Source organism: Psychrobacter sp. MES7-P7E (assembly GCF_002863645.1).
Taxonomy (GTDB): domain Bacteria; phylum Pseudomonadota; class Gammaproteobacteria; order Pseudomonadales; family Moraxellaceae; genus Psychrobacter.
Map to the genome: position 1 here is coordinate 1 of NZ_PJBU01000079.1, position 24684 is coordinate 24684.

Annotated in this window: 22 protein-coding genes; 9 read left to right on the forward strand and 13 right to left on the reverse strand. The window is 43.3% G+C overall.

All coding sequences use genetic code 11. The annotated features are described in order from the left end of the window. Nucleotides 1-854: restriction endonuclease (locus CXF62_RS05060; RefSeq protein ID WP_185156600.1), on the reverse strand; the 854-nt coding region annotated here is incomplete at its 3' end. Between the two features lie 174 nt (nucleotides 855-1028). Between CXF62_RS05060 and CXF62_RS14845 the strand changes: the two genes are divergently transcribed. Both CXF62_RS14845 and CXF62_RS14585 read left to right on the forward strand, forming a co-directional pair. Beyond that, the gene (locus CXF62_RS14845; RefSeq protein ID WP_102093161.1) at nucleotides 1029-1379 is read left to right on the forward strand and encodes an IS630 transposase-related protein; all 351 of its coding nucleotides are present in this window, start codon (nucleotides 1029-1031) and stop codon (nucleotides 1377-1379) included. After that, nucleotides 1306-1872 carry an IS630 family transposase gene (locus CXF62_RS14585; protein ID WP_228153173.1) on the forward strand — a complete coding sequence of 189 codons (567 nt, stop codon included), beginning with the start codon at nucleotides 1306-1308 and terminating at the stop codon, nucleotides 1870-1872. The genes CXF62_RS14845 and CXF62_RS14585 overlap by 74 nt, the downstream gene beginning before the upstream one ends. Nucleotides 1873-2049: 177 nt before the next feature. Here the strand turns inward: CXF62_RS14585 and CXF62_RS05075 are convergent, their stop codons facing one another. After that, nucleotides 2050-5031 (reverse strand): valine--tRNA ligase, encoded by a 2982-nt coding sequence (locus CXF62_RS05075; protein WP_102093162.1) that lies wholly within the window; start codon nucleotides 5029-5031, stop codon nucleotides 2050-2052. A 260-nt stretch (nucleotides 5032-5291) separates the two neighbouring features. On the opposite strand from CXF62_RS05075, the gene CXF62_RS05080 reads away from it, so the two are divergent. Next, nucleotides 5292-6434 carry a formate/nitrite transporter family protein gene (locus CXF62_RS05080; protein WP_102093163.1) on the forward strand — a complete coding sequence of 381 codons (1143 nt, stop codon included), beginning with the start codon at nucleotides 5292-5294 and terminating at the stop codon, nucleotides 6432-6434. Nucleotides 6435-6637: 203 nt separating this feature from the next. Here the strand turns inward: CXF62_RS05080 and CXF62_RS05085 are convergent, their stop codons facing one another. From CXF62_RS05085 to CXF62_RS05110, 6 genes are all read right to left on the reverse strand, one after another. Further along, nucleotides 6638-7561 (reverse strand): bile acid:sodium symporter family protein, encoded by a 924-nt coding sequence (locus tag CXF62_RS05085; RefSeq protein ID WP_102093164.1) that lies wholly within the window; start codon nucleotides 7559-7561, stop codon nucleotides 6638-6640. Between the two features lie 306 nt (nucleotides 7562-7867). Further along, entirely contained in the window at nucleotides 7868-8374 is a 507-nt protein-coding gene (locus CXF62_RS05090) for a YbjQ family protein (protein ID WP_102093165.1), read from the reverse strand. A gap of 78 nt (nucleotides 8375-8452) precedes the next feature. Continuing rightward, a complete protein-coding gene (locus CXF62_RS05095; RefSeq protein ID WP_228153174.1) occupies nucleotides 8453-8893 on the reverse strand; it encodes a YbjQ family protein in 441 nt (146 codons plus the stop codon). Nucleotides 8894-9001: 108 nt separating this feature from the next. Beyond that, on the reverse strand, nucleotides 9002-9559 hold the full coding sequence (locus tag CXF62_RS05100; protein ID WP_102093166.1) for a UPF0149 family protein: 558 nt from the start codon (nucleotides 9557-9559) through the stop codon (nucleotides 9002-9004). Between the two features lie 316 nt (nucleotides 9560-9875). Further along, nucleotides 9876-10112: a PA3496 family putative envelope integrity protein gene (locus tag CXF62_RS05105; protein WP_057761656.1), complete on the reverse strand. Its 237-nt coding sequence runs from the start codon at nucleotides 10110-10112 to the stop codon at nucleotides 9876-9878. Nucleotides 10113-10298: 186 nt separating this feature from the next. Beyond that, nucleotides 10299-11756 carry a hypothetical protein gene (locus CXF62_RS05110; RefSeq protein ID WP_102093167.1) on the reverse strand — a complete coding sequence of 486 codons (1458 nt, stop codon included), beginning with the start codon at nucleotides 11754-11756 and terminating at the stop codon, nucleotides 10299-10301. Between the two features lie 449 nt (nucleotides 11757-12205). Between CXF62_RS05110 and serB the strand changes: the two genes are divergently transcribed. The 6 genes from serB (at nucleotide 12206) to hemJ (ending at nucleotide 18014) form a co-directional block, all read left to right on the forward strand. Then, on the forward strand, nucleotides 12206-13396 hold the full coding sequence (gene serB / locus CXF62_RS05115) for a phosphoserine phosphatase SerB (protein ID WP_102093168.1): 1191 nt from the start codon (nucleotides 12206-12208) through the stop codon (nucleotides 13394-13396). Between the two features lie 350 nt (nucleotides 13397-13746). Continuing rightward, nucleotides 13747-14742, forward strand: a complete 996-nt coding sequence (locus CXF62_RS05120) for a DUF368 domain-containing protein (RefSeq protein ID WP_102093169.1) — start codon at nucleotides 13747-13749, stop codon at nucleotides 14740-14742. Between the two features lie 282 nt (nucleotides 14743-15024). Continuing rightward, on the forward strand, nucleotides 15025-15417 hold the full coding sequence (gene aciT, locus CXF62_RS05125) for an AciT family ciprofloxacin tolerance protein (protein WP_228153175.1): 393 nt from the start codon (nucleotides 15025-15027) through the stop codon (nucleotides 15415-15417). A gap of 206 nt (nucleotides 15418-15623) precedes the next feature. Then, on the forward strand, nucleotides 15624-16130 hold the full coding sequence (locus CXF62_RS05130; protein ID WP_102090478.1) for an SCP2 sterol-binding domain-containing protein: 507 nt from the start codon (nucleotides 15624-15626) through the stop codon (nucleotides 16128-16130). Nucleotides 16131-16375: 245 nt separating this feature from the next. Continuing rightward, nucleotides 16376-17539, forward strand: a complete 1164-nt coding sequence (gene bioB / locus CXF62_RS05135; RefSeq protein WP_102093170.1) for a biotin synthase BioB — start codon at nucleotides 16376-16378, stop codon at nucleotides 17537-17539. A 40-nt stretch (nucleotides 17540-17579) separates the two neighbouring features. After that, nucleotides 17580-18014, forward strand: a complete 435-nt coding sequence (hemJ, locus tag CXF62_RS05140) for a protoporphyrinogen oxidase HemJ (RefSeq protein WP_057762639.1) — start codon at nucleotides 17580-17582, stop codon at nucleotides 18012-18014. A 111-nt stretch (nucleotides 18015-18125) separates the two neighbouring features. Here hemJ and CXF62_RS05145 read toward each other — a convergent pair whose 3' ends face one another. From CXF62_RS05145 to CXF62_RS05170, 5 genes are all read right to left on the reverse strand, one after another. Continuing rightward, nucleotides 18126-18764 (reverse strand): hypothetical protein, encoded by a 639-nt coding sequence (locus CXF62_RS05145; RefSeq protein ID WP_102093171.1) that lies wholly within the window; start codon nucleotides 18762-18764, stop codon nucleotides 18126-18128. A gap of 262 nt (nucleotides 18765-19026) precedes the next feature. Continuing rightward, the gene (locus CXF62_RS05150) at nucleotides 19027-19518 is read right to left on the reverse strand and encodes a hypothetical protein (protein WP_102093172.1); all 492 of its coding nucleotides are present in this window, start codon (nucleotides 19516-19518) and stop codon (nucleotides 19027-19029) included. A gap of 118 nt (nucleotides 19519-19636) precedes the next feature. Further along, the gene (rph, locus tag CXF62_RS05155; protein ID WP_057761673.1) at nucleotides 19637-20353 is read right to left on the reverse strand and encodes a ribonuclease PH; all 717 of its coding nucleotides are present in this window, start codon (nucleotides 20351-20353) and stop codon (nucleotides 19637-19639) included. Nucleotides 20354-20534: 181 nt separating this feature from the next. Beyond that, a complete protein-coding gene (locus tag CXF62_RS05160) occupies nucleotides 20535-22334 on the reverse strand; it encodes an AMP-binding protein (RefSeq protein ID WP_102093173.1) in 1800 nt (599 codons plus the stop codon). A gap of 509 nt (nucleotides 22335-22843) precedes the next feature. After that, complete coding sequence (locus CXF62_RS05170; protein ID WP_102093175.1) at nucleotides 22844-24571, reverse strand: AMP-binding protein; 1728 nt, start codon at nucleotides 24569-24571, stop codon at nucleotides 22844-22846. Between the last annotated feature and the right edge of the window lie 113 nt (nucleotides 24572-24684).

Here is a 24684-nt window from a genome sequence, read left to right on the forward strand (position 1 = left end):
ATTCTATCCAATACGCTCGTTATATCGTTATCTAAATTTTTTACTAAATCATTTTGATAGTCAGAGAACTCAATTATTACTGGTATACATTCAGTCTTAGATTCTTTAAAGTCTTCAATAGACTTCAAAACATGATTAGCTACCAAAGCTGACTTACCAGACCCCATCCCTCCTTCTAGAAGGATAAGGTTAGAAATATCCAAAGCTTTACTAAGTGAGTTTACCTTTCTGAGATTAGATAATTTTATTTGCTGATTGTTTATCTCTTTCCTTTTTATCCTTATATCTACGTACTCAGTTGTAGACTGGTACCCTTGAGAGTTACCAATGAGAAGTTTTTCACACTTTTCATTCAAGTCATCGAAATAAAGATTCAATAACACTCTTGAGTCTTTCCAATATTCATCATAATACTTATTTATTAGAGGAACTAATTCTGTTTTACTTATAAAATTAATAGCATTACCTTTGAACTTTGCATGGACAACTTTTTTCGCTTGATTGCTAATAGTTCCATTAGTAACTACTACTATTTTATTTATTAATATTTCTTTTAAACCATTGTTTACATATCTGGGAACAACAAAACATTCTTCTATTTGTCGCGAGATTTCTGGCAAATCTTTTTGTGTTATTTTTCCAACTTTTACTACAACCCCTGTATATTCCTCATCTCCAAAATTTCCTACAGATTCTAAAACAAAATCTGCACCAAATTCCTGATTGCCTTGCGTATAGTCTACTTTAGTGAAGGATTCCATTCTAGTAAATAACTCACGTAGAACAGGGTGAAAATCTTGCACTTCCCTTACTATATCATTTTCCAGTTTTTTAGATTTCTCTTCATAATTCATATTTTCACCTTTTAAGTGTTTGATAATTTTTAAAACTATAACTATCTATGGTCTAAAACTTACATTCTGAGGAAATACTTCATATATTATCTGACAATACTTTTCCTTCCTTATAGTCTAATCCAAATAAAACCGATACAATATTTATAACAATCTTAATTAATGAAATAAACAATGACTTATTCAATAGACTATCGCAAACAGGTACTTTCTAGCATCGCTGATGGCATGACCATACGAGAAGCTGCGCTGTTTTATGGACTTAGCACCAGCACCATTCACAGCTGGCAGCAGAACCTAACTCCTAAAACAACCAGAAATAAAGCACCAACTAAAATACCTGATGACGCATTGATTGAAGACGTAAAAACATATCCAGATGATTATAACTATGAAAGAGCTCGTCGCTTGAACTGTAGTAAGACTGGCATCTTTAATGCTTTAAAGCGTCTTGGTATCAGTCAAAAAAAAGACCTTAGAACATCCAAAAGCGTGTCCGATAAAAAGAGCGGTATTCCAGAATAAGCTTGATAGCTTTACGCAGCAAGGCTACCCCATTGTCTATATATACGCGCGCGGCTTTGAGGCTGAAACCATTCGTTCTCATGGCTATGCACCGATTGGTACACCCTGTATCGATAGCTACAACTGGCAAGCAAAAAAGCGAACCAACGTCATCGGAGCTCTCTATGAAAACATGCTTTTTGCGCTTGATTACTTTGAGCAGAACATCAATGGCACCATATTCTACGACTGGTGCAAACACACTTTAATTCCAAGTCTCAAGACTAAATGCGTGATTGTCATGGATAACGCTCGGTTTCATAAAAGCAAACGTATTCAAAAGCTACTCAACAGACATGGCCATCGTATTCTTTGGCTACCACCGTACAGCCCTGATCTAAACCCTATCGAGAAGAAGTGGGCACAGGCTAAGTTTCTACGCCAAGGGTGGATGGAGAATAATCTACCTAAACTATTTTATGATATGGGCTGTATCGATTTTATAAAGACTTAACTATACTAAGGTATAATCATATTTACCACAAAAAATAAAATATTATAGATAATAGCACACAAATATTTAGTAAAATGGTGGTGCAAAAGATAAGTTAGAGAACTAACCAGTAGGCAATAAAAAACGCCATCACAATTGTGACAGCGCTATTTGTTAGTACAGATATCTAAGTGTGAGTTACAACGCTTTCAACTGCTCCATCTGCCCCGCCATAGTCTTAATCTGACCTTCTAACTCAGCCAGTTTCGTCGTCTCAGCATCGACTACTTCGGCTGGCGCTTTACTGACAAAGCCTTCATTACCGAGCTTACGCGCGATACCGTCGGCTTGCTTTTGTAGCTTTTCATGCGCCTTGCCCAGACGTGCCAGCTCAGCCGTAGGATCGATTAGCCCTTTCATCGGTACGAGTACCCGTAGCTGACCGACCATGCTTGATGACGATAGTGGAATCTTCTGATCAGAGCCGTCACCACTATTTATAATCTCTAGGCTCTCGACTTTGGCAAGCGCTTTGAACTGGTTTTTGATACGGGATAGACGCGCATCTTCGTCGCTAGAGACGTTTTGTAGTAGCACTGGCAGACGTACCGCGTTACCCAGTTTCATCTCACCACGGATGTTACGGACGCTCGCGATGAGCTCCTGTAGCCACGCCATATCCGCCTCTGTCTGCTCACTGATTTGGCTGTCATCGGTCTGTGGATAGTCAGCGACCACGATGCTGTCAGTGTTTTTACGACCCAGTAGCGGCGCGATGGTCTGCCAGATCTGCTCAGTCAGATACGGCATGATTGGATGGGTGAAACGTAGCGCCGTCTCTAGTACGTGCAGTAGCACATAGCGGATTTGCGCTTTACGCTCGTCAGACACCGAGTCATCATTTAGGCTGGCTTTGGCAAGCTCAACGTACCAATCACAGTACTCATTCCAGATGAACTCATAGATATCTTGGCTGACCATATCGAGACGATACTGAGCAAAATGCTGATGAATGTCTTTGACGCTTGAGTTCAGACGACTCATGATCCACTTCTCTGGTAATTCCCAAACGTCAGGGTTCGCCGTTTGGTCGATAGGCTTGGCATTGCTGTCACCATCGACACAGTTCATGAGTACAAAACGGCTGGCGTTCCAGATTTTATTACAGAAGTTACGATAGCCCTCGACACGCTTTAGATCAAAGTTGATATCGCGACCCGTACTGGCTAATGAGGTAAAGGTAAAGCGCAACGCATCGGTACCATAAGCTGGGATGCCTTCTGGGAACTCTTTACGCGTTTGCTTCTCAATCTTGGCCGCATCTTTTGGATTCATCATATTGCTGGTGCGTTTTTCGACCAGCGCTTCTAGCTCAATACCGTCGATGAGATCAATCGGATCTAAGACGTTACCTTTTGATTTTGACATTTTTTGACCATTGCCATCACGTACCAGACCATGCACATAGACGGTCTTAAACGGTACTTGCGGCGTGCCATCTTCGTTTTTCACGAAGTGCATGGTCATCATGATCATGCGGGCAACCCAAAAGAAGATAATGTCAAAACCTGTCACGAGCACGCTGGTTGGATGGAAGGTGTCCATCACGCGTGGATCAGCGTTGACGTCTGCCCAGTCAAGCGTACTGAACGTCCATAGACCTGAGCTGAACCACGTATCGAGCACGTCATCATCTTGGCGCAGTTTTACATCGTCACTTAGGTTGTATTTGCTACGCACTTCGGCCTCATCACGGGCGACATAAATCTCACCTGTCGCATCGTCATACCATGCAGGGATACGATGACCCCACCACAGCTGGCGACTGATGCACCAGTCTTGTAGATCAGTCATCCACGCCATATACATGTTTTTGTACTGTGCAGGGACGAACTCAATGCTGCCGTCTTCTACGGCGTCAATCGCAGGCTTGGCCAGCTCTTTAACAGCGACATACCACTGATCGGTCAACCACGGCTCAACGATCGTACCGCCACGCTCAGCACGTGGTGCTTTTAGCGCGTAGTCCTCGATATCTTCTAGCCAGCCTTGCTCGCCTGCTTGCTCTACAAGGAATTTACGCGCGGCAAAACGCTCAAGTCCTGCATATTCGCTCGGTGTGGTCTCAAGCTCTGGCTCACGCGTCTGCAGATCAGGATAAACTTCCATCGCTGGTAGGATATTGGCGCGCTCATCAAGGATGTTAATCAATGGCAAGCTATGACGACGACCTAGCTCATAATCGTTAAAATCATGCGCTGGAGTGATTTTGACACAACCTGTACCGAAGTCTTTTTCGACATAGTCATCAGCGACGATAGGCACAACGCGACCCGTAATTGGCAAGGTAATAGTTTTGCCAACTAAGTGCGCGTAACGCTCATCACTAGGATTGACGGCAACAGCGGTATCACCAAGGAGTGTTTCAGGACGCGTGGTTGCTACTACTAAATAGTTTTTACCATCTTGAGTCTTTAAGTCTTTATCTGTGAAATGATAGCGGAAATGCCACAGGCTGCCTTTTTCGTCGTGGTTTTCGACTTCTAGGTCAGACAGCGCAGTTTGGAATTTTGGATCCCAGTTCACCAAACGCTTACCACGATAAATCAAACCATCATCAAACAGGCGTACGAACACTTCTTTTACCGCGTTAGACAGACCATCATCCATGGTAAAGCGCTCACGTGACCAGTCAACCGAGCTGCCCAAACGGCGAATTTGACTAGTGATATTGCCACCTGACTCTTCTTTCCATTCCCATACTTTATCGATGAAATCTGCACGCGTCATATCACGGCGCTTGATACCTTGCGCTTCCAGACGACGCTCAACAACCATCTGGGTGGCGATACCCGCATGATCCGTACCTGGTTGCCACAACGTATTGTCGCCATCCATACGGTGATAACGGGTGAGCGCATCCATAATAGCGTTGTTAAAACCGTGACCCATGTGTAGCGAGCCCGTGACGTTTGGCGGTGGCAGCGCAATAGAAAACGACTCGTCTTTGTCAAAAGTCGGCTGAAAATAGCCGCTTTCTTCCCAGCCTTGGTACATACCTGCTTCAACTTCCGCAGGATTATAGGCGCTCTCTAATTGGCTTAGCGCCGCTTGGATCGACTGGGTCAGATTGGTTTTCGCATTGCTATCAATGCTGGTATCGGTATTAGGATTGCTCATAATAGGGTGATCTTATTGTTGATAATGAATGTGGTCAAAATGAGATAGCGTAAAACGCTATAAAAACAGGAAAAATAGTTGATAGTGTGATTTTAACGCAGATAGGCAGATTTTGTTAGATGGTAAGACAATTTATAAAGCCTGAAGGCGATTTATTACTCAAATTGTTAATCAATTAACAACAGCAATCAGAAGAATGAGAAATATAATAGAGATTACTTATGTAACGAAATCATTAGCCTATAACCAGCGAGCCAACCGTGTCCCAAGATACCGAGCATGACCATGATTCTCAGGCTAATCTATCAGACAGCGAGCGTCTGAGCGTGAACACCACTTCTCCTATGCCTAAAGATAATCATACGCTAGAAGAAAACAGCGATTCTTCTAAAGACATTGAGGTAGATAAGGATGCAGACGGCACTACAGATAGTGACGTAGATGAAACTACAGACAACGATGCAGACGAACCTATCAAAGCCACTGAAGACTTAGAAAACGATGATCTGCCAGAAGAAATCAGCGACGAAGACAAAGAAACCATCAAAAAGGTCGCCAGTGATGACAATTTAAGCCAAGCAAAAAGCTACGCCAGCATTTTAGTCGAGCAAGTTATCCACGCAAAAGAAACCTTTGAGCGTTCACTTGGCTCGCTATTTACCAGCGCCTTTACGGCTGGGCTAGAGATTGGCATCAGCTTTTTTATGATTTTATCCGCGTTTGCCCTCTTAAATGAGGTGATACCAAGTCACTACGCCATGGTGCTCTCATCTCTGCTGTATCCGATCGGCTTTATCATCGTGGTGATTGGTCAGTCGTTATTATTCACCGAGCAGACTTCCCTCTTGAGCTTACCTGTCTTAAATAAGATTGAGCCGCTGCACAAACTCCTGCGGCTATGGGGCATTGTCATCGCGGGTAATATCGTTGGCGGCTGTCTATTTGCAGCGTTAATGGTTGGTCTGGGGCTACATATGCATCTGTTTACAGACCATGCCATCGATGTTTATGCCGAGCATATCTTAGGTTTTGAATGGTGGGTTATCTTTGGCAGCGCAGTGTTGGCAGGCTGGATGATGGGCGTGGCTGCATGGCTAGTAACCTCTGCACGAGATACGCTTAGCCGTATCGTACTGGTGACGATTATCACTGGTAGTATTGGGTTTTTAGGTTTGCATCATAGTATTGTGGGTAATATTGAGGTATTTTCAGCGCTGCTATATGGCAATACCGTCAGTCTCTGGCGCTACTTGGTATTTTTAGTCGTGGTACTGGTGGGTAATACGGTGGGCGGTGTGGTATTCGTCGCGGTACTCAAAAACCGTACATTCTTGTTTGAAATTGAAAAAGTCAAAGAGCAAGCTGCCGAGGCAAGAGCGAAAATGGACAGACGAAGATTCTAGACTTGAGCTAAACTGGTTTGAGCTAAACTGGTTTGAGTTAAACTGATTTGAGTTAAAACGAGCACTAAACACAAAAGCCCATAACCTGCTTCATTATACAAAGCGGATTATGGGCTTAATTTATTGCACCATACATTGTTGATTTTTGCCAAGTATTGTCTCAACTGGCGCAACAGTGCGTTACTACGGTTATTTTAAACCTCTTACATTCTACGTGCTGCCAATACACTGTTTTCTATCTCGGTTCTTTTGGCTTTATTATGCTGGGTAGTAAATACTCTGACCATGATACCAGCGGTCAAGAACATGATTAGCGTATAAATGGCTGGCGTCATCGACATCTTATAGTTAGCCAATAGCGTCAGTGCCATAAACATTGAAAGCGTACTGTTTTGTAGGCCGACTTCCATAGTAATCGAGCGTCTTTGTGCAGGATTTAGACCGAACCATTTACTGGTGTAATAACCAAGCGCCATCGTCGATACGTTCAATATCAATGCCACAGGGCCAGTAGCGATTAACGCTTCAACGATAATGTCTCGTTGCACATAACTTAAGAAAAGTACCAAGAAGCTCAAAAATATCACGCCAAAACGAGACACCATTACCTGTCCCTTATCTGCCGCGTTAGGCACATAGCGTTTGATCAACATACCAATACTGACGGGTAAGATAGTCAGAGCAATTAGGCTGATCATGGTCTTGACCACTGGTAACTGAAACTCACTACCCGCACCCATGAAATATACGAGCGAAAAACTAAGGACGATAGGAATGGTAAATACGGTAATGACACTGGCAATAGCGGTCATGGTGACCGAAAGTGCGACGTCACCTTTGGCTAAATAGGTAAATAGATTCGATGTCGTGCCACCAGGACACAGTACTAGCAACATAACCCCAACGGCATACTCTGGCTCGAGAGACATGGTGGTTGCCAAAGCAAAACCTACGAGCGGTAAAAATATTAGCTGATTGGTCAAGCCTATGGCGACTGCTTTAGGGTATTTGACGACTCTCTTAAAATCATTGGTAACTAAGGACAATCCCATCCCCATCATAATCAAAAAGATACTAATGGGAATGACTTTTGCATTTATAAACGTGACTAACTCAACACCTTCCATAACTACATCCTTGTAGATAGAGCCCTTACACGGGCAGGTTTATAACAACCTCGTCATGCTCAATCAGCCAATCCTGCTGATATCTTGGGTAAAAGCCACCGACGTTGTCAGCTCTTTATATGACACTTTTCCATACAGTCGTGTTTTTTAAACCGACAATTTTTGATAAAACTGGTTACTACGAACCGAAATAATAACGGAACGGCAAAATTCAGTATATCGTTGTAAAAGTGTATGGTTTTGATTTTTCTGACTACTCGTCAGTCAATTATAGGTTTTTACACTTGAAAATAAACTAGAAATGATTTAAGCGGAGGTTTTGTGATTTACAGCAGATGTAGGTTTAATATGGTCAATACTAATCACTGCCGTACCGTAGGCGATGGCTTCGACCATACTGCCTAATTGGTTGACATTGGTTACCTCAAGACGTAACCCGTAGATATGCGTGTAGCCTTTGGCTTTTGCCTCAGTCCGCATACGAACAATGGCTTCGCGGCGTGCACGATCTAGCAAAGTCTCATAGGTGGTTAAATTTTTGCCAAAGACACTTAATACGCGAGCGATAATCATTTTGAAGTAATCTTGAGCGATGACGACACTACCAAGCACGAGCTCGCCTTCACTACCCGCTGCTAACTTGGGACGGTATAAGCGTTCGCTTGAGACAGTGATATCGCCCAATGCTTGCTCTGCTACTGTTAGCTGTGCCAAATGCTGACGCTCATGGCGCGATCCAAAGAACCAGCCAGCCGCGAATAAGAAGACAAACGGCCCATAGTTGATGAGCACTTGCGTGAGTGAATCATTCATAGCACGTTTCTCATCATAAAAAGCATCGGTGCTTTTAGCATTATAGGATTTGGTATTGTAGTTTTTAGTATTGTAAAACTAACCAAAAGGATTGAAGCGCGGTAAATCATCGGGTGTGACTTGGGTCTGAGTACTCACATTTTGATTAGAATGGTTGTAACCATCGCTTGGTGGGTTTTGATACTGCTGTTGTGATATCGGCGCAACCTTAACCGCCGTACCATAGACAAACAGCTCTGAGGCACCTTGGGCGATACTAGAAGTCGAAAAACGCAGACCGACCACCGCATCGGCACCTAGCGCCTCTGCTTTGACAATCATGCGATCGATTGCTTCTTGGCGTGACTCTTCTAATAGCTCGGTATAGGCCGTCAGCTCACCGCCAACGATGTTTTTTAACCCAGCAAACAAGTCTTTACCGACGTGCTTTGAACGCACGGTACTACCGTACACCACGTCTAGGCGCTCGGTAATTTGATAGTTAGGTAAGTGTTCAAGGTTAGAGAGTTGCACAGTCATAGGATGACCTTATCGGTGACTTATAAAACGTATAGTAAATCAAGACGCTGCGATACAGCATAGACAAGACAAAAACAGCACTGCTAGCAGCGCTGTTTCTTAATATTATTAATCGTTGGTATGAAACAACAAAAACAATTCAGTCAAATTGCCTTCGATGCTATTGGCCATCTGTACCATTTTATCTTCGTCTTTACGCATCTCAGACAGCTCTGGATCTTCATCATCGATACCGCTTAGTACGATCATTGGCAAAGTCAATACCGCGACGTCTTCTGCCGTTTCTTGATCTTCAAACCAATCGCTTGCTTCATCACCATACATGGCATCGACAAAACCGATTGACCAAGCAACGATGTCAGACTCATCAGAGAAATCAACCGCCACTTCTTCGTTACCGGCATCTTCACCAAATGGTAATTCAATAGGCGTCTCGTTTTTTAGCTCAGCCATGATCGAATAGCGCCAGCGTTTGATACCGTCGATAACGTTTTCTGGAATCTCACTTACGTGACCTTCGAACAGGGCATCCATCCAGTTAGGCAATGGACGACCGATGACCGTCGCCGTCAAAAAACCATGCGCTGCGACACTATCTAGCACGAACTGGCTTTCTTGATTGTCCAAATAGTCTAGTAATTCATCAAAACTTAGTTGGTTACTCATAATTTGGTTTTCCTTAGCAGATAGATGTCATCAATCGCAGTGGGCGATCGGTTAAATAAAAGAGGACGAGTACTTATTTTAAGACTAAAGGCTGCTTAATTAATCAAACTCAAGCAACCTCTATCAGGTAAGTATTATCGAGATGAACTGGTTGCAAGCAAACCTAGAAAATTAGAAAAGTGGCAAACAGCAGGCAACCAACTTGATTGGTTAAATGATTTTAGTCATTAAAATAGTCACTGCCGTTAAAGTAGTTACCGTCATTAAAGTAGCTACTAGAGCACTTTAGTCCACTGAAACGACCGATGCCGATAAATTAAAAATCGTCATCATCCCAATCGTCACCGTCTTCATCGAAGTTGTCTATGTCGTCTAGATCGTCTTTTAACTCTTTAGCCAAACGCTTTTCTTCTAGCAAATTATCGATTAGCCGACGTTTTTCAAGACTACTTAAACGTGTACGTACGCTCGTCTCAGCTTCTTCAACCATCTTTGCATCATCATCGTCGACAAAATCATCATCAAAATCGTCGTCAATATCAGCGTCACTCATGACAAACTCCTATCATTTTTAGGCAAGGGTATTAAGAATACATCAATATATATATGCCTTATAAAGTCTCTATTGAATGTTGTCAATCCTTTTTCGCAATATGGTACATTCCAACTCTACGATTAAGATAGTCCAGTAGGCTATATAACAGACAATTGTAATATAAATGACCAAATACAGTCGGCATTAAATGTGTAGCTCATCCTCATCTTCAATCATCAGAACCGCGTTGCGCACATCAGCCAAACGCTGAATCAATGAGTCGTTAGCCCCATCAAATATCGCACACTCGCGCTCATAGACAGTGGTTGGGCGCATGATGTTATGTACTTGTACATGATTGCTGATTTGCTTGAGACCGGCATTTGGCAGTAGTATTAATAGCTGCTCTTTTTTGCCGATACTCTGGAGCAAATGGGTCATTGGCTCTGATTGCGCGTCATCACTCACGCCCGCTTTTGCTGGTAAGGCAAAACGCGACAGCTCAATATGCTTATCGTGAATAATTTTGTTGAGCATTAAATAAAGCTTGGCAAGCATCACGCCGGCGAGTGCCACTTTTGCATGGCTATTATCAGCCTTTAGTACCACACTTGCGCCGTTATCTTCAAAGTGCGCTTCATTCATCGCACTCACGCCCAGTAGCAATGGCTGTCTTAGCAACTCAGTCACGGCCTGATTGAGCAGCTGGGTGCAGAGTGCTAGATACGGAAGACGCTGCGCAGGTGCAAGGCGTTCAAGCATATTGAACTCATCATGGAATACGATTTGAACTTTGACGCTATCAACAGACCGTGTGGCAGATAGCTTAGACGTATGACTGACAGCTTGAGAAGTGACACCGTCTGTATCTGTTACTTCACTTTCGCTACCTCCACTCGCACTCGCTAGATTGTCAGTATCGCTACCTGTCTCTTGATTTTGCTGAGTTCTAAGGTACTCGTTCACTTCATTATGTACATTGAATTTGCGGGCATTAGTCACTTCGTCATCTGTGGCATTAGCCGTATTATCAGTCGCTACTTGACTGTCTGCTAAATGAGACGCTGATTGACCCGTTGACTGGCGCTCAAGTTCACGGTCATAGCCGCGTTGATCGACTGGTCTATATTGGTCACGATACAGCTCTTGGATATCTCGACTCAATGCATTGATTTGCTCTTTGGTCGGACGAGCGAGGTAACCGTAAATCAACCACAGTAGTAAATGTAACAGCATGGTGCCGATAACAAACGGCCATTGCATGGCGATAATTTCGCCTTTGCTAACGTCTTTTAGAGTCAGTGCAACGCTACCGATGACTGCATCGCCATTGGTAGCGATTTGACGAATGGTGTCGCCTTGCTGCATCGGCGCATTGCCTACTGGCACCAAGATATCATCGTTGTTGTCCTTAATCAGTATCCGTGTGACGTCTTGCTCGCTGGTATAGCGGTTGGCAATAACGCTTAAACTCACACGGTCTTTATTTTCTAAAGACAACCTCGCTTCATCAATCAGCTGGGCGACCATCTGCTCGCCTTTTAACGCACGACTATTGCTCAGCTGTTGGTCAGTACTAATGACCAATAACAGCGTCTGCAAACAAAAACTAACCAGAAGAATAATGGCAAACAACCCTTGCCGCGGCGCTAAATACGTCATGATATGTTAAACTTTTTTGGAGAGAAGAAATTAAAAAACGAGGCTATTGCTCATTTTTTGGCTAATTTTTAAACAATTGTAATATGTGCCAACTATGATGCGCACGTAGTAATAAAGCGGTACTGATTATTAACGACTATCGACACTATCAATATTGTTGCCAGCTTCGCTATCTTTTGCCTTGCAATCTTTTGCAAAGGCATCGTTAATAAGAAAGCATCGTCAAGCAACAGCCAGCTTATCTCATCTACTATATCACCATAATAAGCCTTATAGCATGAGCGCTTTATAAATTTATCATAATAACTTTATTGCATTTTCTATGGCTTCTTACGCCATAAAATCTGTTTTTTAGCATCATTGTTACTTTGCGCGTCATCTATAGGCGCTGCCCAGTAAAACTGTTATTATTCCTAATCTTATATGAGCATACAAGAGACAATTGAGCCATGCCAAAAAATACATCTTATTCGTTACCAAAAGACAGCAAAGCATGGCAACAAGCCGTTGATTCTATTGCGGCATTATTACCCGAAGATACCAATTTGCAAGACTTTGATGCGCTACAGTCGCTACCTGTTTTTGCGCTCATCGTCGTACTGCCGACTCAGGTATCTGCATTGGATATTCATCAGTACGTTCAGTCGTGGGTCGATGAACAGCCAAGCTGGCATCTAGTAACGGTTGCCGAAGATCCTGACGCTAGCTTCGTCAATATCACGGTGTCTGATACAGAGCCTACAGCAGCATACGCACAGCGCCTACCCTTTACCCATACTCAGGTCTACCGTTATCTGCTGGTACCAGTCACTGACACACTAATGCACCCTGGCAAAAAAACCGCAGCCGCTCACATTATTGATGATCAGCTGACCGCTCGCCTGCGTCGTGACCTAACTGAAGAATACAACAATACACGCAGTGCAGATAGCACAGGCAACATAAACGTCGTGGACTGTCATATCCTGTCTGTCGGTCATATGCTGCGGACACACAAGCTTGCCTGCTTTGACATGGATTCAACTTTGATTGAGCAAGAAGTCATCGTAGAGCTGGCAAAAACGGCTGGGATTGGTGAAGAAGTTGAAGCCATTACTGAAGCAGCAATGCGCGGTGAGATTGATTTTGATGAATCGTTTGCTCAGCGTGTGGCCTTGCTAAAAGGCACTTCTATTGATGTGCTGGATGATATCTGTAGTCGCTTAACGTTATCGACTGGTGCACGCACGACGATCAGCGCGCTAAAAGCACTGGGCTATCATACGGTGCTAGTTTCAGGCGGCTTTACTTATTTTGCCCGTTATATCGCTGAGCAGCTGGGTATTGATGAAGTGTATGCCAATGCTTTAGATATTGAAGAAGGTGAAGTCACTGGTCATGTACAGTGGCCTATTGTCAATGGTGCCAAAAAAGCGGCTATCGTTGAGCATACCGCTGAGCGCTTAGGCATTGAGATGTCACAAGTGGTCTGTGTTGGTGACGGTGCTAATGACTTACCAATGATGGCGCTGGCCGATCTGGGTGTGGCCTATCATGCCAAACCAATCGTTCAAGCACGTGCTGATGCCGCTATCAACGTGACAGGGCTTGAAGGTACTCTGTACGCTCTTGGCTATCCTGCACTGGCGCCTACTGAGTAATTGCAGAACGCTTTATGCCATTTCATAAGCTAGGTTAATGTTTTGTCATTAATCTGGCTTTTATGCTTTAGGGCGCGGCTTAGCCAAGAAAAGTAGCGTAGATAGTACCGATATATTAACTAGCTATTTGACGATGTCTGACAAGATTTATCCATTTTTAGTTCAGTTAAATGCCTATTAAGTAAATGGAAGACATGCCTTAGTACGTGATGATAATTAATAAAATCTGCTATGCAGACTGATGTTTAGCTAACGCTTATTTTAGTTATTACTCATTTTTAGATGCTACTTATTTTTAGCTAATGCTTACTTTCAAATAACACTTATTTTTAGATGATAGAGGAATGCTCATGACGGCACCACAATTTCCACGGCCAACTCAGCCGTCAGCGCCAACGCCACTAGAACAAGATACGGTACCTATACGTACTGATAGCCCTAAGCAGCTGGTAGGTATCTATGTCAAAGGTATGGCCATGGGCGCAGCTGATATCGTACCTGGCGTCTCTGGCGGCACTATTGCGCTGATTGCAGGGATTTACGAGCGCTTGATTAACGCACTTGGTAGTATCGGCCCCAATCTTTGGACGATATTCCGTCAGGAAGGTGGCATCAAAGGATTCGCGGCAATTTGGCGACAAGTAGATGCAACATTTTTATTGTGTTTGCTACTGGGTATTGCCACTAGCTTTGCAACATTAGCCGGTATCATTAAGCATTTATTGGACAATCAACCATTGCTTATTTGGTCATTCTTTTTTGGACTGGTCGTTGCAACGGTATTTATCTTACTCAGTGAGATAAAGCGCTGGAATATAGGACGTGTCGCACTGTTTGCGACTGGACTTATTGCCGCCGTAGTCATCAGTAGTATGCCATTGCTTACGACCACGCCTAGCTTACCGTATTTGTTTTTTGCAGGGGCAATTGCTATTTGTGCCATGATCCTACCGGGCATATCAGGGTCGTTTATTTTGCTATTGCTAGGCGCCTACGATGCAGTATTAGAAGCGGTCGATACGATGAATTTGAGTGCCATTTTCACAGTCATTGCGGGTATGGCGACTGGGCTATTGCTATTCACGCGCGCACTTAAGTGGCTACTCTCACATTATTACCAAGCTACCTTGGCATTGCTGACAGGCTTTATCGCAGGCTCTCTAATAAAAGTCTGGCCATGGAAAGTAGATGCGCTAGGCTCACTAAATACTGAAGCTGTCCATAACGTAATGCCGTGGCAATATCCTACTGGCGCACAGTGGTCAACGACAGTAGGACTTATGCTACTCGGTGCTATCTTAGTTTCGCTATTATCTTGGTGGGGTAATCGTACCAATCGAGTCTAAGTATTCAACGAACTGTCAGTCCTATTTGCTAGTTTGGCCTGGTTTGCTAGCTAATAAACGTCTTCCTAGACTAGAAAAACCATTTCCATATTACTCAAAATAAGCGCCACTCCTCACGGCGCTTAGCCTAAAACCTAGCTATTAAATATTGCAAAACAAGCCAAAAAACCAAGCGTCAACGGTTGTCGCAAAGTCGCCTGTACCCTCTTCAGCTTTACTCAATAACCTCTCATAATAGTCTCATTGGAATTCACCTTATGAATAGCGAGATGAATGATGTTAATGACTATATTTTCTTTTATCGGTGTAGAGGCATGGAGCGGCGCGGCATGGCTTGGTTATGGACTGCTAGCCAGTTTAGTAGTAGTGCTTGCCGTATCGTCATATCGCTGGCTACTGCTATATCTATTTGGCGGTATGGCTTATTGGTTCACCGTTGAGTTGATTCAAAATATATTAGCCGGTCGTCCTATGTTGATGGAGCTATCGTCATGGCATCGCTATATCATCGCTATGGGCATCAGTTGGTTACCGTTGGCAGCTTGGGTATTGTATCGGGCATTGCGCTATGATGATGTGAGCCAAACAGTTAGTCAGCAACGTGAGCTAGAAGCCGCACGCTATATCGAACACACTCCTGTCTATGATGATAACTATCAGCCACGTTTTCGTTAAAACTGTCCTATTTATACCTCTATTTGTCTATAGCAATACCTTGCTTACGTCAGTGACATCGAATGTTACAAGATACTTAACGCTCTCTACTTAACTCCTAAAGAGTTGGCACCCTGTGATAGTTTATAATCCAGTTATATATTTGTCATAAAAACTGGTATAAAGTACGCTTTATTTTTATGCCTCATTTCTTTAGGAGTTCTGCTATGTTTACTGTTCCTGTATTAGATATCAAATCTGATCCATTAGATGCTTTATTGGCTGTCGTCGGCTATCGTTTGTCTATGTTAGCTGATAGTGATAACGAAGACGTCAAAGCGTTATTCGCTGATCGTCAAGTTACGATTGAGTTTGCTAGTACTGAGTCTGATATCGCCCGTTCTTTTAGCTTTGATAATGGACAGTTTAGTCAACAAAGTGGTCATGCAAAAGAAGCCGATTTGACCATCACTTTTAAAGATTCTATGACTGGTGTTAGATTGCTAACCAAAGGTAGCTTGCCTGCCTTTATGACTGCTGTACAAGAAGGTAACTTGAGCATCGAAGGCGACTATAGCCTAATGATGTGGTTCAACAAACTTGCTAAGCATATCGTCCCAGCTATTCCAGAAGAGTGCAAACCATATATCCAAAAAGCCAAACCTTACGCTTATAAAGCACAGAAATTTGCTGAGCATTGGGTTGGTATTGCCAAGCATAAACTTGGTAAATAAAAAGAATGGTGCACTGAGCGGTAGTCATTGGTAGAATGGATGATATAGAACTAAATAGCCAAACGTATAGTTACTATTTATGTGCGCTACTGTGACAATTATACATACTGTCTAGCAGTGTTCTGATTTTCTAAAAAGGTTGCGGTATACTATACGGCAACCTTTTTTGTTACCTTATAAATGACAATAGATAAAAACATTGGTTTTATTTAATACCCTCTAATTCTTATAAAAGGACTTACCTTATGGCAGGATTGCTTAGCATCTCCGAACCTGACGCCAACCAGCCAACTGATGTAGCCACTCAGCCAGATACGACCAATAGTGATTTTTTGGCCAGTCTAGCCACAGACGCGACTCAAACTGATAATAAAGTAGCTACGACATATAGCCGTGAAGAAATCGCGCAATTGTTTGATTTACCTCTAATGGACTTGTTATTACAAGCACAGACTATTCATAGAAAGCATTTCACTGCCAATGAAGTACAAATTAGCACGCTGCTCTCTATCAAAACGGGCAACTGCCCTGAAGATTGCGGCTACTGCTCACAGTCAGGTCATCATCGCGACACCACCAAACTACAAGCAGAAAAACGCATAGAAGTTGATAAAGTCATCGCAGCGGCCAAACGTGCCAAAAACAGTGGCTCATCACGCTTCTGCATGGGTGCCGCGTGGAAACATCCAAGTGCCAAAGACATGCCTTATGTGGTTGAGCTGATCAAAGAAGTGAAAGCATTGGGACTTGAAACTTGTATGACGCTGGGTATGCTCGATACCAATCAAGCAACACAGTTGGCCGATGCAGGATTGGATTATTATAACCATAACCTAGATACTTCGCGCAGTTACTATGAACAAGTCGTTAGCACGCGCAGCTATGATGAGCGTTTAGACACGATAGAAAACGTGCGTAACTCTGGCATTAATGTCTGTAGTGGTAATATCGTTGGTATGGGCGAAAGCCGTGATGACCGCATCGACTGGGTACTTGAGCTGCTAAAAATGCCAAAAGCGCCTGAATCAATTCCAGTCAACTTACTGGTGCCTATTGCAGGTACACCAATTGGTGACAAAGTATTGGCCGAGGGTCAGCTATCTGTACTTGAGTGGATTCGTACTATTGCGGTCGCTCGTATTTGCTGCCCGACTAGCTACGTGCGTTTATCTGCTGGCCGCGAAAGTCTATCTGATTCTGAGCAAGCGTTGGCATTTATGGCAGGTGCTAACTCATTCTTTTATGGTGACAAGCTTCTTACCACTGGTAATGCAAGTCAATCAGGCGACGATAGACTCATGCGTGAGCTTGGCCTAACCAAACAGTTTGCCGCACCAAGAGCGCCTAAAGTACTGCCTGTTATGGATGCGATGAATGGTCATCAAACACAAGTTGTATTGGCAGATTAAGCCAAAGCTAAAAAATACAAGTTAAGCAAGAGAAACTATGATGGCAGATTATTTTAACTGGATTAAAGCGGCGCACATTATCTCGATGGTCTGCTGGTTTGCGGCGATATTTTATTTGCCGCGCCTGTTCGTATATCATGCGATGAGCGACGATAGCATCAGCCATGAGCGCTTTGCCATTATGGAGCGCAAGCTATATCGCGGTATCATGACCCCATCGATGATAGCGACATGGATTTTTGGTCTATGGATGTTAGGACTGGGCTGGGATGTCTATAAAACCCAAGGCTGGCTACACGTCAAATTGCTATTAGTAGTGCTGCTGTCAGGCTATCATGGCGCTTGCGGCTTTTATCGTAAAAAGCTAATTGATAATCCACATTATAAAACGCATAAATTCTGGCGCTGGTTTAATGAAGTGCCGGTCTTTGCCTTAGTGATTATCGTTATTCTCGTCGTGGTAAAACCGTTTTAGGTTCAGAAAAATCATTTAACATGCAAAATAAAAGCGTCCGTAACTTCAATGAGTTGCGGACGCTTTTTTATTTACTTATAGAACAGGTTGTCAAACTGGAAACATCAAACACTAAACACTAGGGCGCATAATTTGATAAACATTGCTTAAATCGTACACGCGGTAACGAGCTGGTTCACGGCGATTTTCGCCAGCATAGCTCAGTATCAAAGCCTGCTTGGCACGCTCATCAACCCAACCGACAAACAGTCCGCTATGCTCGACGCCATTGTAGCCATGATTGATATAATAGAGCCAGTCACCTGCTTCAATCTCGCTGCTACTAGCATAGGGCCCTTGCGCATAAGTGCCTTTGTGTATGGTATTACGCGATACCCCTGCCCGATTGAATACAGCATTTAAATAGTCCCAGCAGCCACCTTGAATAATTGTGCGCTCGTTAAGTGCCATTTTGCGGGCGGTACTGACTACCTCACGTGCTGCCATACTACTCTGCGTCTCGGCATTGCTCAATAGCGGTAGATACTCGCTATCGACATTGTCATAGTTGCCTGATAAAAACGCTGGTACGACTGTAGGTGCTGAACGCTGTATCTCAGGATAACGATAGGACATATTTGTCGTTGGTTGAATAGATTTTTGGGCGATAAGCATACTCATACTATCTGCATGGACTTGCCCTACCATGCCGCAGGTAAATAGTAAAAAACCGCACGACGCGGCGACTGACGGTATAGACAAACGCAGCATGACTAACTCCTTGTCAACTAGATCTCAATGACAGTATCAATAATAATAAGATAAATTTTATAATCATACTTATAAACCATTTGCGCACAAATCTGCAAGCACTATTCGCCTGCGATAGGTGATAGACGGTATAAATATACTGATGGATGACGTTACTGGAGAGGCACGTCGAGTGAAATTTAAAATGACACTTAAGTTAGAAGTTTAGATAATACGAAGACAATAGCTATGCTTTAGTACAGTATGAAATGGAGAAAAGATACTAATTACTCTTCATTTTAATATTTACATGGCGTTTCGTTAGCGCTTGCCCTTCCAAGATAGCTTTCGCAGCTTTTGCTTCTTGAGCACTCTCGAAACCAGTAATATGATATTTGCGAACGTCACTGCTATCGACAATCTGTAATTGTTCACCAATCAGCGTTATCTTATCGCCATCCGTTAAATGAATATGCTCACGCTTACCTAGATTGTCATGGACCAGCTCGCCAGCCCTTACCCACAATATGCCGCTGCTAATCATACCGCTCATAGCCTTTTTATGCTGTTGGCGCTTTTTATTAAAAATAAAGCTACCAATGATAAGCAGTGCAAGCGCACCAATGGCTAGACGCTCAGGCAATAAGCTCATCGCCATGGCGACTGCGACGGCCCCTACCAATAATGCAGAACCAAACCAAAACATGCCATTATCAGCAGCATTTGCTTGCCCTTGTAAGGTGATTTTGGCACCATCATCAGTTAGCTTTAGCATGTGTTGTTACCTATTACGTAATGTACGAATATTTTCTATTAAAAAACTGCCTATTAGCAGCTAACAGGCAGTTATTGACACTAAAAACAAAGACAGTGTGTTGTATCTAAACGCTAGTCTACCAACCAAGCGCCGTCTGTTGCATTTTAATCAATTCAGCGATGCCTTTTTCAGCTAATGACAGCATAGCATCTGCTTGAGCACGAGTGAACGGCTTTTCTTCAGCAGTACCTTGCAGCTCAATGTACTCGCCTTTTTGGGTCATCACAACGTTCAAGTCGGTATCGCAGCTAGAGTCTTCTTCATAGTTTAGATCAAGATATGCTTCGCCATCTTTCATACCAACAGAAACCGCCGCAACCAATCCGATTAGCGGATCTGCTTTGAGTTTTTTGGCCTTTTGGATGCTTTCTAGCGCATCGATAAGCGCAATTGCAGCACCAGTGATACTGGCCGTACGAGTACCACCATCCGCTTGCAACACATCGCAATCAAGATAGATGGTGTTTTCACCAAGTTTACTCAGATCAATCATGGCACGCAAGCTACGACCGATCAAACGCTGAATCTCTTGCGTACGACCTGACTGTTTACCTCGAGCCGCTTCACGCTGATTACGAGTGTTGGTCGCACGTGGCAACATACCATACTCGGCTGTGATCCAACCTTTGCCTTTACCCTTGAGCCAGCGCGGCACACCAGATTCTACACTGGCAGTACATAGTACTTTGGTATCGCCAAAACTTACCAATACTGACCCTTCAGCATGCTTCGTATAATGGCGCTCAAAGCTGATCGAGCGAAGTTGGTCAAGCTCACGATTGTCAATACGCATAAAAATTCCTAGTACAATGTTATAAAAGCAGTGTCATAAAAATACCTATCAGTCGTTAGCAAACACATTGATAGGTATGTAGTCGACTAAAATCTTAAGATATCCTAACGTGACAACGGCGCAATAGCAAGATTCGCACCTGCCATTACGCCACCGTTATCATCAGAATGTCAGATATAAACTATTCTAACCCTTCCATCTTACGCAATTCCTTACGTAGGATTTTGCCAACGTTCGACTTTGGTAATTCGTCAACGAACTGTATATGACGTGGGCGCTTATAGCCAGTCAGTTGTTTTTTGCCATATTCTAGTAGCTCTTTTTCAGTCACGTCGCCTTTTTTGACCACAAACAGTTTTGGCTCTTCGCCGCGATCATCATTTGGTACACCAATAGCACCGCATTCTACGACTGCTGGATGCTCACTCATCGCCTCTTCAATTTCGTTTGGATAGACGTTGAAACCAGATACCAAAATCATGTCTTTTTTGCGATCAACAATTTTGATAAAGCCTTTTTCGTCCATGATTCCAATATCGCCAGTTTTTAAGTAACCGCTAGCCGTAAAGGATTCAGCAGTTTCTTTCGGACGATTCTGATAACCAATCATGACCTGTGGACCTTTTACACAGATTTCACCGCGATCACCCATGGCTACTATATTTTCGTCATCATCAATGAGTACGATATCGGTGCTAGGCGCAGGAATACCGATTTTTCCGGTAAATTCCGCAATAGTCATTGGATTGAAAGCCACCACGGGTGAAGTCTCAGATAGGCCGTAACCTTCAACGATAGGCAGGCCTGTGATTTTATGCCACTCTTTGGCTACGCTAGGTAATACTGACATACCGCCGCCGATAGATGCTTTTAGATTAGAAAAGTCCAAATCAGCAAAGTTATCTTTGTGCACTAAGCCGTTAAACAAAGTATTCACGGCAGGGATAAACGCTGGTTTGTACTTGGCCATCTCTTTGATAAGCCCATCAAGATCGCGCGGATTCGGAATGAGTAGCGAGGCATAACCTTGGTACATACTACACATACCGCAAACCATAAATGAGAATACGTGATATAGCGGCAGTGCGGTCAAAATCACATCTCTACCATCTATATCATCATCAAATGCACTGTTCATCAGCGCACTGACCTGTAGCATGTTGGCGACTAAATTGCCGTGAGACAGCATCGCGCCTTTCGCTACTCCTGTCGTACCACCGGTATATTGCAGCAAGGCCACATCGCTTAAGTTCAACTCAGGGCGCTGGTATTTGCTGGCTGATTCAGCATTTAAAGCATGCTTGAAGCTCACACTATTCGGTATGCTATAAGCAGGAATCATCTTTTTGACATGACGAGCCACGAGGTTGACCACGGCTCCTTTAATCGTACCTAGCATATCGCCAATGGTACACACGACTACATGCTCTACCTGACCTTTGTCTTCGGCATCTTGATACGTCTTGGCAAAGTTTTCAACAATAAATAGTGCTTTAGCACCACTGTCATGCAACTGATGTGATAGCTCACGGCTGGTGTATAGAGGGTTTACATTGACCAACACCATCCCTGCACGAATGATACCCAAAGCGACCACTGGATACTGCAAGACGTTGGGCATCATTACCCCAACTTTATCGCCTGCGACCAGTCCTATTGACTGCAAATAGCTAGCAATCTGTCGGCTATATAGATCTAATTGCTTAAAAGTAATCGATGTGCCCATGCAGATATAGGCAGGTTTTTGACCATAACGGCTAAAATTACGCTCGAACACATCAAGTAGAGAGGTATTGTCTTCTGGCATCTCGATAGTAGCATCGATGCTATAGCGCTCATAAGCGCTCAGCCACGGACTATCACTGTCGATGGTCGGCATAGTAGGAAACGCATTGCTTTGATAAACGTCGTTAGTAGTATTGGCTTTATCGTCAGTTGCAGCGCTATTATCTGTCGTTTTTTTATTAATATTATCCGTCATAATTTTCCCTAAATGTTACTGTTAAAAACATTGAATATGCTAATGGAAACACCATTTTTTATGATTATTGCTGACAGCAGAAGCTTATGAATAAGAAATAGATAAGTATGATCGGGTTTGTCATTCATAAGCTTTGCAAATTAAAGTGTGTTACTGGGTCTATGATAAATAATACTACCACTCAGCACGACCAAGTCGAGAACAATATTTACTACCATGATTTCACCAGTTACCTTAAGCAAAACCAGTACGGTTTTTTGGACAAAAACAAAAATACGTCGATGGGCACTATAGCAGTTTTAATAGATATTCTCTATTAATAGTAGCTGTCATCCGCAAATGTCAAAAGCGATAAAGACAAAAAAATGATAAGACAGCATGGTTGCAGCCTTATCATTTTTGGTTACTACTTTAGTTACTACAGCATCTAATCGTGCGTTACTTTCACATGTATCTTTGGTTAATACACGCATCTATCAAACAACTCTTTAGGTGCGTGTATCAGCAAATTAACCGTGGTTTTTTTCTTCAAGTACGCGTAGATCTTTACGCAAAATCTTACCAACGTTCGATTTTGGTAGCTCATCAATAAATTCAACACGACGAGGACGCTTATAACCTGTTAGGTTCTCTTTACCGTACTCAAGAACTTCTTCGGTGGTCAGACTTGGATCGTTACGGACAACATAGACCTTAGGAATCTCACCGCTCTTCTCATCTTCGATACCGATGACACCACATTCTAAAATCTTAGGATGTCCAGCCATGACTTCTTCGACTTCATTCGGATAAACGTTAAAACCAGACACCAAAATCATGTCTTTTTTGCGGTCAACGATGGTCACATATCCGTTGTCAGCCATAATACCGATATCACCAGTACGGAAGAATCCATCTGCTGTCATGACTTCGGCAGTAGCATCTTCACGGTTCCAGTAACCTTTCATGACCTGTGGACCACGAACACTAATCTCGCCGCGCTCACCAAGTGCTACTTCATTACCTGCATCATCCAAAATCGCCACATCTGTTGCTGGCATAGGGACACCAATAGTGCCAGTGAATGTCTTGCTGTTGCTAGGGTTAGCGGTCGCGACTGGTGATGTTTCAGACAAGCCATAACCTTGAATAATAATATTACCTGTCACTTGGCGCCATTTTTCGGCTGTTGGGCTCAGTACCGCCATGCCACCACCCATCGACTGACGCAGCTTGCTATGATCCATCGCGATAAATTCTTCGTTATTGGCAAGTGCGTTAAACAACGTGTTGACCGCTGGGAAGAACGCTGGTGGATTGGCTTTATATGCTTTTAACAAGCTATCAAGATCACGTGGGTTTGGTACTAATAGCACCACACAACCGCGATACAGACCGAACATGCCACATACGGTAAATGAGAAAATATGATACATCGGCAATGCCGTCATAATCACAGGTTGCTCACCTCTTTGATCTAAATCATCAAAAGCGGTGCCCAAAAAGGTATTAGACTGAATTAAGTTTGCCACCAAGTTTTTGTGCGTTAGCATCGCACCTTTCGCCACACCTGTCGTACCACCGGTATACTGTAGGACAGCGATATCATCGAGTGTGATATTGGTTGGGCGCTTATATTTGCTAGCCGTGACTTGCTTTAATGCACTTTTGAAACTAACGCTATTAGAAATACTATAGTCTGGCACCATTTTTTTGACATGGCGGACGACCGTATTAACCATAAAGCCTTTGAGCGTACCCATCAAATCGCCCATACCCGTAATCACGACTTTATCCACCACATTGCGACCGATGTCTTGATAGGTTTTGGCAAAGTTTTCGACCATGATTAGCACTTTGGCTTCTGAATCGGTCAATTGGTGCTCAAGCTCTCTGGTAGTGTACAGAGGGTTGACGTTAACTAAGGTAAAGCCTGCACGTAGTACAGCGATGACAGAGATTGGTAACTGCAAAATGTTGGGCATCATGACCGCAACTTTATCGCCTTTTACCAATCCTAATGACTGTAGATAAGCGGCCATTTGACGGCTGTATAAATCTACTTCTTGGAAGCTTAACGATGAACCCATGCAGATATAGGCAGTTTTATCAGCATTTTCAGCGAAGCTTTTTTCGAAAATATCGATAAGTGACGTATTGTCGGCTGGCAACTCAATGTCATACTCCAGACCAAGTTCTTCATACGTTTTTAGCCAAACTTTATCGTCACGACGGGTTAAGTTTCCTTGATTTTCCATAATCTTTTCTCTCCTAGTAATAATACATTACCGTCAACCCACGCCAATCACAGTGTGATAAATATACAAAACGTCAGAGTCTTGCCTATCGTTATGATAAAAAGCAAGGCTGC

Bases quoted from the DNA above. Each gene is read 5' to 3' on its own strand.
- hemJ (WP_057762639.1), top strand. From the start codon at position 17,580: ATGGCAGATTATTTTAACTGGATTAAAGCGGCGCACATTATCTCGATG.
- bioB (WP_102093170.1), top strand. From the start codon at position 16,376: ATGGCAGGATTGCTTAGCATCTCCGAACCTGACGCCAACCAGCCAACT.
- serB (WP_102093168.1), top strand. From the start codon at position 12,206: ATGCCAAAAAATACATCTTATTCGTTACCAAAAGACAGCAAAGCATGG.
- CXF62_RS05120 (WP_102093169.1), top strand. From the start codon at position 13,747: ATGACGGCACCACAATTTCCACGGCCAACTCAGCCGTCAGCGCCAACG.
- CXF62_RS05075 (WP_102093162.1), bottom strand. From the start codon at position 5,031: ATGAGCAATCCTAATACCGATACCAGCATTGATAGCAATGCGAAAACC.
- CXF62_RS05130 (WP_102090478.1), top strand. From the start codon at position 15,624: ATGTTTACTGTTCCTGTATTAGATATCAAATCTGATCCATTAGATGCT.
- CXF62_RS05090 (WP_102093165.1), bottom strand. From the start codon at position 8,374: ATGAATGATTCACTCACGCAAGTGCTCATCAACTATGGGCCGTTTGTC.
- CXF62_RS05170 (WP_102093175.1), bottom strand. From the start codon at position 24,571: ATGGAAAATCAAGGAAACTTAACCCGTCGTGACGATAAAGTTTGGCTA.
- CXF62_RS05085 (WP_102093164.1), bottom strand. From the start codon at position 7,561: ATGGAAGGTGTTGAGTTAGTCACGTTTATAAATGCAAAAGTCATTCCC.
- CXF62_RS05160 (WP_102093173.1), bottom strand. From the start codon at position 22,334: ATGACGGATAATATTAATAAAAAAACGACAGATAATAGCGCTGCAACT.
- CXF62_RS05110 (WP_102093167.1), bottom strand. From the start codon at position 11,756: ATGACGTATTTAGCGCCGCGGCAAGGGTTGTTTGCCATTATTCTTCTG.
- CXF62_RS14845 (WP_102093161.1), top strand. From the start codon at position 1,029: ATGACTTATTCAATAGACTATCGCAAACAGGTACTTTCTAGCATCGCT.
- aciT (WP_228153175.1), top strand. From the start codon at position 15,025: ATGACTATATTTTCTTTTATCGGTGTAGAGGCATGGAGCGGCGCGGCA.
- CXF62_RS05145 (WP_102093171.1), bottom strand. From the start codon at position 18,764: ATGCTGCGTTTGTCTATACCGTCAGTCGCCGCGTCGTGCGGTTTTTTA.
- CXF62_RS05150 (WP_102093172.1), bottom strand. From the start codon at position 19,518: ATGCTAAAGCTAACTGATGATGGTGCCAAAATCACCTTACAAGGGCAA.
- CXF62_RS05095 (WP_228153174.1), bottom strand. From the start codon at position 8,893: ATGACTGTGCAACTCTCTAACCTTGAACACTTACCTAACTATCAAATT.
- CXF62_RS05105 (WP_057761656.1), bottom strand. From the start codon at position 10,112: ATGAGTGACGCTGATATTGACGACGATTTTGATGATGATTTTGTCGAC.
- rph (WP_057761673.1), bottom strand. From the start codon at position 20,353: ATGCGTATTGACAATCGTGAGCTTGACCAACTTCGCTCGATCAGCTTT.
- CXF62_RS05100 (WP_102093166.1), bottom strand. From the start codon at position 9,559: ATGAGTAACCAACTAAGTTTTGATGAATTACTAGACTATTTGGACAAT.